The sequence below is a fragment of the Nitrospinota bacterium genome (genome assembly GCA_027619975.1).
GTDB lineage: Bacteria > Nitrospinota > Nitrospinia > Nitrospinales > VA-1 > JADFGI01.
This window is the reverse complement of sequence record JAQCGX010000006.1, coordinates 32,871-44,645: the sequence shown is the minus strand read 5'-3', so window position 1 is coordinate 44,645 and position 11,775 is coordinate 32,871. Positions and strand designations below refer to the sequence as shown.

Genomic DNA, 11,775 nt, shown 5'->3' with positions numbered 1-11,775 from the left:
CCAATTAGAGTAAAATAGCGGCATCCAATGGGAAATCAAAGCGACAAAACTTGCCAGGAATGTGGTGTCACAGTGGATCACCTGCCCACCCTGGTGGAATTTGAGGAACAGGAAATTTTTTTATTCGATCCTGTGTTCTGCAAAAAATGTCTTTTGGATTTATGCCAGAAGCATTCCGAGGTGTGCCAGAACTGCGGAGGGTTGATTCCCCCGTACACTCAGGTCGGCGTTCTCAAGGGTGATAAAGGGCAAAAACAGTTTGTGCACATGAATACATCCTGTTCCACGGTAGGCAGTGCTTTTTACGGTTACCTGGGTAAGGGCAACCTTCATCATTTCATCGAAATAGAAGCATGTTAGAAATTCAATTTGAAAACCAGAGAAGAACCATCAAGGTAGAAGCCGGGGCTAATTTGCGGGAAGCCGCCATCCAAAACAAAATAAGCGTCTACCCCCATATTCGCAAAATTCTTAACTGTCGGGGTCGGGGATTGTGTACTTCCTGCACGGTGGAAATCGTGTCCGGGAAGGTGGACCCCAGAAACGACGTTGAAAACGAAAAACTCGCCAAGAAAAGCGCCAACATTCGCCTGGCCTGCCAAATAACGGTGAACGATGATCTGGTGGTGCGAACCCACGTTTAATTCAGTCCCCGGCAGGTCATTCCCCGTTAACAAAAGCTCCTCTTCTCAGTCCTTCTCGCTACAATCCTCCATTCGCTCAAAAAACGAAATTTTTCAATAAAATCGGCATCGTTTTTAAATCTCTCATGGCTGTAAAACCATTTGACAATCCATGACCGACATTTCACAATAAATCAGCGACCCCGCCGCAAGCGGACAGGGGGCTCCGGCAAGTATTTTCATTTAAAAGCCATAGCAAGCTACGGGGAATAAAACCCACTTGTGGGATTCAATGATCTCTATAAGAAAAAATATTTTAGAAGAGGTACGCCGCCATGCGGTGGAATCATATCCTCACGAATGCTGTGGGGTGATCATAGGTCACCCGCAAAACAGAGAGGAAGATATTATTTATCCTTGCACCAATATTCAAAACCAGCTGCATGAACAAGATCCTGAGAACTATCCAAGGGATGCAAAAACAGCTTTTAATATCGATTCCGCAGAGCTGTTAAAAATTGAGAATGAGGCAAGAAACCGGGGGATGGTTATCAGAACATTTTACCATTCCCACCCGGAACACGAGGCTTATTTCTCTGAAGAGGATGAAAAACAGGCGTTGTTTGGCGATGAACCCTGGTACCCTGACGCCAACCATCTGGTAATTTCGGTGTATAATAGACAGGTTAAAGACCAGGCGCTGTTTGCCTGGCATTCTGAAAAAAAAGTCTTTGAACGGCAAAAGGACTTGAACATATAATAGTATTCATTCAATACGAAACCATTTTTAGCTAGGAGAAACACTCATGGCACTGATGATCAACGAAGATTGTGTCAACTGTGGGGTATGTGAACCCGAATGCCCCAATGAGGCCATTTCCGAAGGGGATGACATTTTCGTTATTGACTGGGAGCATTGCACCGAATGTGTGGGCTGGTATGAAGACGCACAGTGCGTGGAAGTCTGCCCGGTGGATTGCATTCCCAAAGATCCCGAGCATGTGGAAACCCTGGAAGAGTTAATGGCCAAAAAAGAAGCCCTGGTCAACGGGCAAGGCTGACCTTTAAAGAAAGAAAAGTGAACCTATGGATGCTGGCATGCAGGACGAAGTAGAATCGGTTCTCGATACCCTTAGGCCATCGCTGATGGCCGATGGCGGCAATGTGGAGCTGGTGGACATTGACGACGGAGTGGTCAAACTCCGCCTGGTCGGTTCGTGCAGTTCCTGCTCCAGTTCCACCATGACCCTTAAAATGGGAATCGAACGGGCCTTGAAAAAAGCCATTCCCATGGTACGCTGTATAGAAGCCGTAGAGTAATTTATCGAAATTGGGGAACATTCCCCAGCATCCAAGCGAGAAGGTTCTTGATATCTAAACCAACAAAAATATTGCTCCTCTACCCAGCCCTGGTGGTCTGCCTGCTGTTAGTTCTTCTGGATAACAGGGTCCAGGCAGAAGAAACAACCCGCGCTGGAAATTTCACCCTAAAATCTTTGCAGGGTGAGCAGATAAGCCTGGACCAATATAAAGGCAAATACCTTCTTGTAAATTTTTGGGCGACCTGGTGCGGACCCTGTAAAATGGAAATGCCGTCGCTGGAAGCTTTGTACCAGCGTTTCAAAACAGACGAATTCGACATCCTTGCCATTTCCAACGACATGTTTGGCGAAACGGTGGTCGGGCCGTACATCAAGGCCAACAATCTCTCGTTCACCGTATTGCTGGACAATCAATTGAAGGTGAGCTACCAGTTTGGCGTGATCAGCCTGCCCACCACCTTCCTGATCGACCCTCAAGGCAACATCATAGGCGCCAAGCAAGGCGCTGAGAACTGGGTCGAACCCGAGACACTTTTATATTTCGAACAACTGCTGAATAAAAAAAGTTGACCCAGGGTCAGGCAGTTGCATCGACACCACGAACGATTCGTTCCCAAGAAACCATGATAATAAATTTATTCCCTCGACTCCTGTTAGTGGCGGCTCTGTTTTTTTTCTTAACAGGAACCCCTGCCGCCGCAGAAAATGCAAGAGTCAACCCTCTTGAAAGTCAGATGGTTTTGATTCCCGCAGGCCATTTTAAATTTGGCACCGACCAAATGGATGAAGCCTCAGAAGCGCTTTCCATGGGCATTCCAAAACCCTGGTACGCCGATGAATCTCCACAAACAAAAATCTTTCTCCAAGGCTTCTACATCGACCAATTTGAGGTGACCAACGATCGGTACAAAATTTATGTGGACGACACCGGCGCCATCCCGCCTGGCAACTGGGCAGATAATAATTATCCCAAGGGACAGGACAAACATCCTGTGATCTGGGTCACCTGGTATGACGCCGCAAACTTTTGCGAATGGGCCGGGAAACGGTTGCCTTCCGAAAAACAATGGGAACGGGTGGCACGCGGAACCGAAGGAAGCACCTATCCCTGGAGCAACACCTTTGACATCAATTCCGCCAACCTTGCCCAGGCCACCGGCAAAAAGACGAAACTCGCCCCTGTAGGCTCTTTCCCGAAGGGAGCCAATCCCGAAGGCGTGCACGATTTGATCGGCAACGTATGGGAATGGGTCAACGACGATTATGCCCCCTACAAGGGCAATACCTATAATAACGAATACTACAACGCCGGTTTAAAAGTGATTCGCGGACATTCCGCCAGCGATATCGGTCATTTCCCTGGCCCCATGTATCTGGCCGCACTAGAAAAATTTGCCCGCGGCGGCTACCGCCAATACGCGTCCCCGGATGAACCCGCTCCCGATGTCGGGTTCCGCTGCGTCAGTGTAGAAAAACCGGCAGCTATGTTGCAAACCGCATCCCTGAAAAACACATTGGCGGGCAATTCCAATTTGCCTGTGACTGCAAGTGCGCCCAACGCACAAGTTTCATCAAGCGCTTTAACTCAGCAAACACCAAAAAACCAGAAACCGCTTTTCAGTCCCTTTGAAGCCAAACCCCAACTTCCGCAATCGGGAATGCTGGCCCTGACTTTTCTGGCCTTCGTGGCAGGCGTTTTCAGTTTTCTGTCGCCCTGCACCTTGCCGATATTGCCGGCTTATTTTGCGGTGACCGCACAGGCGGACCGGGCCCGGTTGAGCCTGATGTCCCTGGCATTTTTTATCGGGCTCGCCACTTTATTTGTCATCATGGGCGCATCGGCCAGCCTGCTCGGCCAGGTTCTGCGCGACTACATGTTTTCCCTGGCAACCATAGGAGGCGTGCTGGTCGCCATTTTTGGAGTGATGACTCTTTTCGGGTTGGGATTCTCTGGAGCCAATTTCCAAGGCAGACCCGGCTCCACATTTTTCGGATTCTTCCTGTTCGGCGCCACTTTCGCATTGGGCTGGACCCCCTGTGTCGGCCCCATCCTGTCAGGCATTCTGATCCTTGCCGCGTCCGACAAGACGGTCATCCAGGGAATGACTCTGCTATTTTGTTATGCCGTCGGACTGGGCTTGCCGTTGATCCTGATCGCCACATTCTTCGGAAAGTTATCCAAGGATAGCTTGTTCTGGAGACTGTTGAGGGGCAAGGGGTGGGATGTCACCATTGCGGGCAAAACCATTTTCCTCCACACCACCAACCTGTTCAGCGGGCTGTTGCTCATCACTCTGGGTGTTGCCCTGGCAATGGGTTATCTGACCTACATCAACAGCCTGATCCCCATCGAGTTGCAACTCTGGTTCAGCAAGATGGAAGAAAAAGTTTTGCATTTGTTCATGTAACGCCCTCGTTTTATCCACCGTTCTTTTCAACAAGATTTCAATAACCCATTGAAATTTAAAGCAATCTTATATAGACTTTGTTTAATAGTTTTTTATAAAATCAGATTTTGGAGAAGCCATGAAACTGTTAGCCAAATCATCCATCCTGCTAATATTGTTTCTAACCGCCTGTTCGGGCGTTCAGTCTGAAGTCAAAAAGAACTGGCAAAACGATGTCAGCACCCTCAACATTGAAGACTTGACCGTAAAAAATTATAACCTCATGGATGCCGGAACCCGCCTGCACAAAACTCTGGAGGATTCCATCGGCAAAACCGGTTTTCAGCTGGTCGGGGAAGAAGCGAAATTTCACCTGAAATATAAGATCGTAGAATACGACTCAGGGAGTCCGCTGGGACGCATCGCGACCTTAGGCGTTTCCTACTCGGCGCAGGCCAAATTGCGGGTCAAAGTCGCCCTCTACAATGAAGATGAAATGGTCGGTGGCTGGGAAGTAAATTCCTGGTTGAAGGGCGGGCTGTCGGATAAAAAATTGTTTGCCAAGGCGGCGGAAGAAATCGCCGTACATTTGAAGGGGGATTTGTAACCACTTCGAAAATTTTCCCCATCAAGCATCCCTGGCGCATCTAAATCCCAAAAAGTTGAAGGACGCCGTGGGTTCTATCCAGTTGCGGAAATAGGTCGGCGAAAATTTGATGGTCAGATGCGACTGCGTCAAGCCGCCGCGGATGACTTTAAATTTTTCCTTTTCCTCCGGGGGCTGGCCCTCATACGCATACCAATCCTCGGTCCATTCCCAGACGTTATATCCCATGCCGAAAACCCCGTAAGGGCTGATCCATTCGGTGCGCTTATCAACCGGTTCCACCTGCAACCCTGAAAACCCGTTATTGGGATGCTCGAAATACCGTTCCCAGGACCACTTGCGCCCATCGACACCACGCGCCGCTTTTTCCCATTCCATCTCCGTAGGCAGACGCTTTCCCTGCGATTGGCAATAGTTCTCCGCCTGCTGATAAGTGACCCAGGCCACCGGAAGTCGCGCTCTTTTAGGATCGAAACTGTCTCTCGGTGCAAACGCCTGATATTGGCCACGGGTCACTTCGTAAGTGTCGATGAAATAGGCATCCGTCATCACCGTTTGCCCACCCACTGTTTTTGGATCTTCCACATGCCCCATGATGAACCCACCCTCGGGGATATAGACCATGCCCTCGGGCACGGTCACACCAACCGGGATTTCCACGGGTAGTTGTTTGACTTCATGGCTGTCGCAGGCGAGAAGGAAGCTGCCCAATAAAAGGACAACGCTTGCGAGCCATTTCATGAGGGTCGTTTGTCGAAAGGATGAAACACTTCGCCGCCATTGATCGGCAGGGGTTTTTTGTTGAAGTCCAGAGGGTGATCGATCCCCGGCTGGATGGTTCCATCCACCGAGTACGGACCGTTTTGGGACCAGTAATTGCGTTTTCTGGAATCGGTGAACTCCATGCGGGTGATGTATTTGATATTTTTATAACCGTATTTGAAAGGAGCGATCAACCGCAATGGAAAGCCATGTTCCTTGCTCAACGCCTTGCCATTCATTCGAATGACAAAAAGCACCCGGTCGCGTTTCAGTTCTTCCAGGGAATAACTTTCGTAATAGGAATCGGCGGATTGAAAATAAACGTATTTTGCGGTGGGGTCCGGCTGCACCCGGTCGATCAGTTCTTCGATGCGAAACCCTTCCCAGGTTGCCTTGGCGGACCAGCACTCGACGCATTTCAACCGTGAAACCTGGGATTGCATTTTGAGTCCGAACAGGTCCTCATAAGTCAGGCCCACGGTTTTTTTGACTAAGCCTGTAACGACGAGGGCCCAGTTTTCCACATCCACCCCCATAAAGGGATTGGCACTGCGGATATGAAACCCCGGTAGATCACGGTTCTGAATGTACTGCTCGGGAATATTTTTATCGTTGCGATAGTCCCCGATACCAGAGGCCTGGCGGGGAATCAGCGCGGTGAGCGCCGTCAGGGAAAAAACTTTTAAAAATGCCCTGCGGCTGAACTTGAATTTTACAAACGGGAAATCCATCCATCCCTCCTTCAGACGAGGGAAATTTTTAATCAATGCGGCAAGAAAAAATCACTTTTTCCTGAAACCCAACACATCCTGCATATCATACAGCCCGACCGGCTGGTTGACCAGCCATTGGGCCGCGCGTATCGCGCCACGGGCAAAGGTTTCTCTACTTTGGGCACGATGAAAAATTTCCAGGTTCTCGCCCATGCCGCCAAAAAGCACGCGGTGTTCGCCGACGATATCCCCCGCCCGGAGCGTGTGAATACCGATTTCCTTAGGCGTGCGCTCGGTGATGCCTTTACGGCCATAAACGCCCACCTCATCAATGTTGCGGTGCAGAGCTTCCGCTACAATTTCAGAGATACGTACCGCCGTGCCGCTCGGCGCGTCTTTCTTAAATTTATGATGGGCTTCTACGATCTCCACATCATAGTCATCTCCCAGAGCCTTGGCCACATCCCGCACCACTTTAAATAACACGTTAACGCCAATACTCATGTTCGGCGCCATGACACAGCGATTTCTCTTACTGGCTTTTTCTATCGCCTGTTTTTGCGAAGCTGAGAACCCCGTGGTTCCGATGACTATAGGTCTGATTGCTTTCACCGCCGCTTCAAGCGTTTGCATGCTGGATTCTGGAGACGTGAAATCGATGATCACATCACAGGATTTCACCGCCTCATCCAGACAATCTCCAACCAGGATATTTTTCTTTCCAACCCCCGCCAACTCGCCCACATCACTGCCGATGGAAGGGTTGCCTGGGTTTTCCGTTCCGCCTGACAGCTCGGCTCCTGGCGTATCTTCAATGCAGGAGACAAGGGTCCGTCCCATCCGGCCTGCGGCCCCGATCACTAGAATTTTAGTCAAAACGCCCCCTTTGCTTTTTTTCCGCAAATGTAATCACTCGATACCATTGAACACCATCGTATATAACGTTAAGAAATCAGGGAATACTTGCGCAAGACCGATTTCAGTCGGTCGAGCAGTACCTGGGAAAGCGGCGCCAGAGGCGACCGCAGTTCATCGCCGATTTTTCCCATGAGGGCCAAAGCGGCCTTTACGGGAACCGGGTTGGTATCGATGAACAACACCTCATTGATCGCCATCAATTCATAATGCAAGGCACGGGCTTTGTCCCCATCTCCGCTTGCAGCCGCCTGACACAACTGGGCCACCTTGTCCGGGAGCACATTCGCCGTCACCGAGATGACGCCTTTGCCACCAATAGCCAGAATGGGCCAAAGTAAAGGATCGTCACCGGAAAGAACAGTGAAATCCTTTCCACACAAGCTGATGATCTCACTGATCTGCATCAGTGACCCGGAAGCTTCCTTGATTCCCACGATATTATCTATCTTCGACAACCGCTCAACCGTTTCAGGCAACATGTTGACAGCGGTCCGGCCCGGAACGTTATATAAAATGATCGGCAGATCGGTCCCTTTGGCAAGCGAGGAAAAATGGAGAAACAACCCCTCCTGATTCGGCTTGTTGTAGTAGGGCGTGATCTGCAAGGAGCCATCCACGCCCGCCTTCTGGGCATGCTCGGTCAACTCAGCCGCTTCCCAGGTGGAGTTGGACCCCGTCCCGGCCAGCACTTTCGCCCGCCCTTTACACGCATCCACGGTGATGCCAATGACCTCATCATGCTCTGCATGGCTCAAAGTGGCCGATTCACCGGTCGTCCCACAGGGAACGATCCCCTCTGTGCCTCCGGCAATCTGAAACTCGATCAACGCCCGCAACGCTTTTTCATCGACCTTGCCATTTTTAAAAGGAGTGACAATGGCGACCAGGGATCCTTCAAACATACCGCGAATTCTCCGGGAAAAAATTAGTTCTATAGTTCAACGAGGGTTCCCTCGAAGGTGATCTTTGCCGGGCCTTCCAGATAAACATCTTCAATCATTTTATCTGAGGGTTTAAAATCGATTTTAAGAATGTCTCCGCCCCGGGTTTCGACCTCAACCGGCGGTTTCACCTGATTGCGGTAGGAAGCCAGCAACGCGGACGCAACTGCCCCCGTCCCGCAGGCCAGAGTTTCCGCTTCAATTCCGCGCTCGTAGGTGCGGATGCGCAAGGAGTTCCCGTTTTTTTTCTGCACCCAGTCCACATTGGTTCCCGCCGGGGCAAATTTGGGATGAAAGCGGACCGCACGGCCAACGGCCTGAATGTCCACCGCCTCCAAATCCTCGGCATAAATAATCGCATGCGGAACCCCGGTGTTGAGGCTGTCCACATTATAAGAGACACCGTTCACTTCGATATCAATATTTTGCAAAAAATCCACAGGCTTCGTCAGCTTGACCTTGACGGTGGAACCACTCACTTCAGCAGTGATGATCCCGGCTGCGGTCTCAAAAGACAAATTACTGGGGGCGATTTTATTTTCATAGGCGTACCGCGCCGCACAGCGCCCGCCGTTGCCACACATTTCAGCGGAGCTACCGTCATTATTGTAAAAATCCCATTTGAAATCGGCCACCTCGGAATTTTCTATAAAGATCACCCCGTCCGCACCCACGGATGATTTGGGTTCGCAGACCTTACGGGCAAATTCGCGCTTGTTTTCGTTGGGCATCACGGGGACACGATTGTCAATGATAACAAAATCGTTGCCGCTGCCGCTCATTTTTGTAAATTGTATTGCCACAAACTTCTCCTAAAGATATCGGTGTCTGTTAGATGCGGATTCTGTTGTAATGATTCCATTTAAAAGCATTTTCAATAGATAACGATTCATACGGAAGGAACCCCCAAATTCCGGGCAGGCGCAAACCTGCCGAACAGATGCGCGGATCTTATCACAGGGTTGCTTTCGTCGTCAAACAACACCGAATCACGGGAGGAATGGTATAATCATACAAGAAAAAGGAGGTGAACCATGACATTGGATCTTAAAAAAAGCGTGACCCGCATCCGCGCGGGAAAAGAAATCATGACCCGGCAGAAAATTCCATATTTCACCGGAATTTCCAGGGAATCAGCGGGCGCCCAGGGGATTTCCATGAATCTGGTAATCATCCCCGCCGGAGCCAAAGCTGAACCGCATTACCATAAGGATTTTGAAACAGCGATCTACATCCTGGAAGGCCGCGTCGAAAACAGATATGGGGAAAATTTAAAAGAATCGATCGTGACCGAAAAAGGCGATTTTTTGTTCATCCCACCGGGAGTCCCGCATCAACCCGTCAACTTGAGCGCGACGGAACCTGCCGTGGCCATCGTTTCCAGAAACGATCCCAACGAGATGGAAAACGTGGTGATGTATGAGGTGGAGGAGGAATAAAAACCGTGGAAAAACTATAGGATTGTCATTGCGAGCATGTGATATTTCACCTTTGCCTTCATGCCCCGGAGGGGTAGAGCGAAGCAATCCAGTCCATTGGGTATTGGGGAGTTTTTCAATATTTTTTTGCACTTAACTATCGTAACGAGACAACCTGTTAGCGTATTGATCCTCCGCCTTAAGAGCTGGATCGCCACGCCGCTTGTAGCGGCTCGCGATGACGAGAAGTGAGAAGTCTTTTACTTTCTAAACCATCCCCACGGGGCTGTGGGAGGCGTTGAGGCGTTGCTCGGGGCGCATTTGCAACTGCGACAGCTTGTTGGTTTTAAACCGCTCGACATACAGGAAGATATATTCCCGCACACAGGTCCTGAGGTCCCATTTGGGATCGTGTTTTTTCTCGAACTCGCCGAACACATCCAGCGCTTCCTGAATGCTCAATCCCTTTTCCACGGTAAAATAGTAATCCAGCGCCAGGTCCCATTCGGGGTTCTTGTAATAGGACAGTCCATACTTCTCCGGCTCAAAAGCGATGGGACTGTATTTGCCAAGAACAAAAGTCATGAAGCCCAGGGACTGAATATTTTCCCGGTTGTTATGCACAAAATTTTTGCTATCTTCCACTTCTTCCAGAGTTTCACCGGGGAACCCGAAAAATCCCATGATGTGATTCCAGATCCCCGCATCGGAGGACATCCTGAGGTTGGTCTGAATGGCTGTAAGATCCGTCGCCTTGTCCATCAGCTTCAAGACCCGCTGGTTGCCCGATTCATAGCCAAAGTGCAAATACCGGCAACCGGAATCCCAGGCATCCTGCCAGACCGGCTCATCGAGAAGCGATTCTTCAAAGCGCATGTGGGTGGTCCACACGATATCCGTTTTTTTCTCGATCAACTGCCTGGAAAGCTTGCGGAACAACGCCGGCGGATAGGACTCATCGGTAAAATGAAAGAAACGAGTGGCGTGTTTTTTCTTGAGAAACTCGATCTCTTCGACGATTTGATCCACCTGCTTGGTGCGGAAGCCTTCCACGTAGCCCTGAAAATGGTCGCAAAACGTGCACCGCCCCCAGTAACAGCCACGCGTCGCCAGATAGGGCAGAATGAGTTCCGGAATAAAGTATTTATCCAGAGGCAATCCATCAAAATCGGGCGGCGGCAGTTTGGATAAATCTTCCGAACGCACTTCCTTATTCACGTGAATGCCCTGATCGTCTTTATAAATAAGATTGGGCAAGCCGGAAAAACTGCTTTTAGTTTCCACCGCTTCAATCAACTGCAGAAACGCGTTCTCGCCTTCATAGACCACGGCGCTGTCAAAATATTCAAATAAACTGTCGGCTTCCTTAAACACATCGCGCAGGCGGGTGATGATATTGCCACCCAGGGTGATGTGCGTGTCGGGAAAATCTTCCTTGATCATTTTGCAAAAGGTAAACGTTGAGATCAATTGCTTCTGCTGAACGACGGAGATTCCCACCACGCCGGGACGATCCTTTTCCATGACCGGTTTGATCAAGCGCCGGTAAACGTCGCGGTAGACGTTTATCTGGTCGTCGTCCAAAGCTTCCAGAATTTCGCTGGACATGAAGGGTTTGTATATCAGGTCCGTTTCAATCGGCGGAAAACAGATTTGCGCCGGATAGTACGCCAGGGAAATCAACCCCATCGTCTGGTGCAGACGATCCGTGGCCCATTCGAGTTGATCGATTTCGTAAAACGCTTCACTCCTCAAAATGGTCTTGGCTTTTTCAATGTCGGCTTTAAATTGTGCCACCAGTTCCGGCGTGCAGGTAAGCAGCTGATCCATGAGCGTCTGCTCTTCTTCATCCAGAACCCGCTGGCCTTTGATATGCTGGAGATGACTGAGTTCGCGCCCGATCCTTTCAGCGGCGAGATCCAAAAAAGGAGCGCTGAAAAACAGGTCGTACATTTCCACATTGATGTCTTTTTGCACCACCTCATGACCGGCAGGACGCAAAACCGACGTCAGGGAAGGCAAACTCAAATACGGTTCCGAAGGCAACCAGTCAGGTGGAAAAAGGAGCAGGACTTTCATTTCAT

The 11,775-nt window shown here is 50.0% G+C and carries 15 protein-coding genes; 9 read left to right on the top strand and 6 right to left on the bottom strand.

Going from position 1 to position 11,775, the window contains the following annotated elements:
- Window positions 1-27 precede the first annotated feature (27 nt).
- The 8 genes from O3C58_03295 to O3C58_03260 all read left to right on the top strand — a co-directional run bounded on the left by O3C58_03295 (window position 28) and on the right by O3C58_03260 (window position 4,939).
- Window positions 28-360: a hypothetical protein gene (locus tag O3C58_03295; protein MDA0690889.1), complete on the top strand. Its 333-nt coding sequence runs from the start codon at window positions 28-30 to the stop codon at window positions 358-360.
- The gene (locus O3C58_03290; GenBank protein ID MDA0690888.1) at window positions 354-644 is read left to right on the top strand and encodes a 2Fe-2S iron-sulfur cluster binding domain-containing protein; all 291 of its coding nucleotides are present in this window, start codon (window positions 354-356) and stop codon (window positions 642-644) included. Before O3C58_03295 ends, O3C58_03290 begins: the two co-directional genes overlap by 7 nt.
- Before the next feature lie 271 nt (window positions 645-915).
- Window positions 916-1,383: a M67 family metallopeptidase gene (locus O3C58_03285; protein ID MDA0690887.1), complete on the top strand. Its 468-nt coding sequence runs from the start codon at window positions 916-918 to the stop codon at window positions 1,381-1,383.
- Window positions 1,384-1,429: 46 nt separating this feature from the next.
- Window positions 1,430-1,684: a YfhL family 4Fe-4S dicluster ferredoxin gene (locus tag O3C58_03280; protein MDA0690886.1), complete on the top strand. Its 255-nt coding sequence runs from the start codon at window positions 1,430-1,432 to the stop codon at window positions 1,682-1,684.
- 37 nt (window positions 1,685-1,721) lie between these two features.
- Complete coding sequence (locus O3C58_03275; GenBank protein ID MDA0690885.1) at window positions 1,722-1,943, top strand: NifU family protein; 222 nt, start codon at window positions 1,722-1,724, stop codon at window positions 1,941-1,943.
- Window positions 1,944-1,990: 47 nt separating this feature from the next.
- On the top strand, window positions 1,991-2,515 hold the full coding sequence (locus O3C58_03270; protein MDA0690884.1) for a TlpA disulfide reductase family protein: 525 nt from the start codon (window positions 1,991-1,993) through the stop codon (window positions 2,513-2,515).
- Window positions 2,516-2,568: 53 nt separating this feature from the next.
- Window positions 2,569-4,353, top strand: coding sequence for an SUMF1/EgtB/PvdO family nonheme iron enzyme (locus O3C58_03265; protein ID MDA0690883.1), 1,785 nt, complete (start codon window positions 2,569-2,571; stop codon window positions 4,351-4,353).
- Window positions 4,354-4,471: 118 nt separating this feature from the next.
- Window positions 4,472-4,939, top strand: coding sequence for a hypothetical protein (locus tag O3C58_03260; protein MDA0690882.1), 468 nt, complete (start codon window positions 4,472-4,474; stop codon window positions 4,937-4,939).
- A 21-nt stretch (window positions 4,940-4,960) separates the two neighbouring features.
- Here O3C58_03260 and O3C58_03255 read toward each other — a convergent pair whose 3' ends face one another.
- The 5 genes from O3C58_03255 to dapF form a co-directional block, all read right to left on the bottom strand.
- The gene (locus O3C58_03255) at window positions 4,961-5,680 is read right to left on the bottom strand and encodes an SUMF1/EgtB/PvdO family nonheme iron enzyme (GenBank protein MDA0690881.1); all 720 of its coding nucleotides are present in this window, start codon (window positions 5,678-5,680) and stop codon (window positions 4,961-4,963) included.
- Window positions 5,677-6,432, bottom strand: a complete 756-nt coding sequence (locus O3C58_03250; protein ID MDA0690880.1) for a molybdopterin-dependent oxidoreductase — start codon at window positions 6,430-6,432, stop codon at window positions 5,677-5,679. Before O3C58_03250 ends, O3C58_03255 begins: the two co-directional genes overlap by 4 nt.
- Window positions 6,433-6,483: 51 nt before the next feature.
- Complete coding sequence (gene dapB, locus O3C58_03245) at window positions 6,484-7,290, bottom strand: 4-hydroxy-tetrahydrodipicolinate reductase (GenBank protein MDA0690879.1); 807 nt, start codon at window positions 7,288-7,290, stop codon at window positions 6,484-6,486.
- A gap of 68 nt (window positions 7,291-7,358) precedes the next feature.
- The gene (gene dapA, locus O3C58_03240; protein ID MDA0690878.1) at window positions 7,359-8,234 is read right to left on the bottom strand and encodes a 4-hydroxy-tetrahydrodipicolinate synthase; all 876 of its coding nucleotides are present in this window, start codon (window positions 8,232-8,234) and stop codon (window positions 7,359-7,361) included.
- 29 nt (window positions 8,235-8,263) lie between these two features.
- Complete coding sequence (gene dapF, locus O3C58_03235; GenBank protein MDA0690877.1) at window positions 8,264-9,076, bottom strand: diaminopimelate epimerase; 813 nt, start codon at window positions 9,074-9,076, stop codon at window positions 8,264-8,266.
- A 231-nt stretch (window positions 9,077-9,307) separates the two neighbouring features.
- Between dapF and O3C58_03230 the strand changes: the two genes are divergently transcribed.
- Window positions 9,308-9,712 (top strand): cupin domain-containing protein, encoded by a 405-nt coding sequence (locus O3C58_03230; protein ID MDA0690876.1) that lies wholly within the window; start codon window positions 9,308-9,310, stop codon window positions 9,710-9,712.
- A 246-nt stretch (window positions 9,713-9,958) separates the two neighbouring features.
- Here O3C58_03230 and O3C58_03225 read toward each other — a convergent pair whose 3' ends face one another.
- Complete coding sequence (locus O3C58_03225; protein MDA0690875.1) at window positions 9,959-11,770, bottom strand: radical SAM protein; 1,812 nt, start codon at window positions 11,768-11,770, stop codon at window positions 9,959-9,961.
- Window positions 11,771-11,775 lie beyond the last annotated feature (5 nt).

Excerpts from the sequence above, each read along its gene's own strand:
- O3C58_03295 (MDA0690889.1), top strand. The coding sequence starts at position 28 with ATGGGAAATCAAAGCGACAAAACTTGCCAGGAATGTGGTGTCACAGTG.
- O3C58_03290 (MDA0690888.1), top strand. The coding sequence starts at position 354 with ATGTTAGAAATTCAATTTGAAAACCAGAGAAGAACCATCAAGGTAGAA.
- O3C58_03285 (MDA0690887.1), top strand. The coding sequence starts at position 916 with ATGATCTCTATAAGAAAAAATATTTTAGAAGAGGTACGCCGCCATGCG.
- O3C58_03280 (MDA0690886.1), top strand. The coding sequence starts at position 1,430 with ATGGCACTGATGATCAACGAAGATTGTGTCAACTGTGGGGTATGTGAA.
- O3C58_03275 (MDA0690885.1), top strand. The coding sequence starts at position 1,722 with ATGCAGGACGAAGTAGAATCGGTTCTCGATACCCTTAGGCCATCGCTG.
- O3C58_03265 (MDA0690883.1), top strand. The coding sequence starts at position 2,569 with ATGATAATAAATTTATTCCCTCGACTCCTGTTAGTGGCGGCTCTGTTT.
- O3C58_03260 (MDA0690882.1), top strand. The coding sequence starts at position 4,472 with ATGAAACTGTTAGCCAAATCATCCATCCTGCTAATATTGTTTCTAACC.
- O3C58_03255 (MDA0690881.1), bottom strand. The coding sequence starts at position 5,680 with ATGAAATGGCTCGCAAGCGTTGTCCTTTTATTGGGCAGCTTCCTTCTC.
- O3C58_03250 (MDA0690880.1), bottom strand. The coding sequence starts at position 6,432 with ATGGATTTCCCGTTTGTAAAATTCAAGTTCAGCCGCAGGGCATTTTTA.
- dapA (MDA0690878.1), bottom strand. The coding sequence starts at position 8,234 with ATGTTTGAAGGATCCCTGGTCGCCATTGTCACTCCTTTTAAAAATGGC.
- O3C58_03230 (MDA0690876.1), top strand. The coding sequence starts at position 9,308 with ATGACATTGGATCTTAAAAAAAGCGTGACCCGCATCCGCGCGGGAAAA.
- O3C58_03225 (MDA0690875.1), bottom strand. The coding sequence starts at position 11,770 with ATGAAAGTCCTGCTCCTTTTTCCACCTGACTGGTTGCCTTCGGAACCG.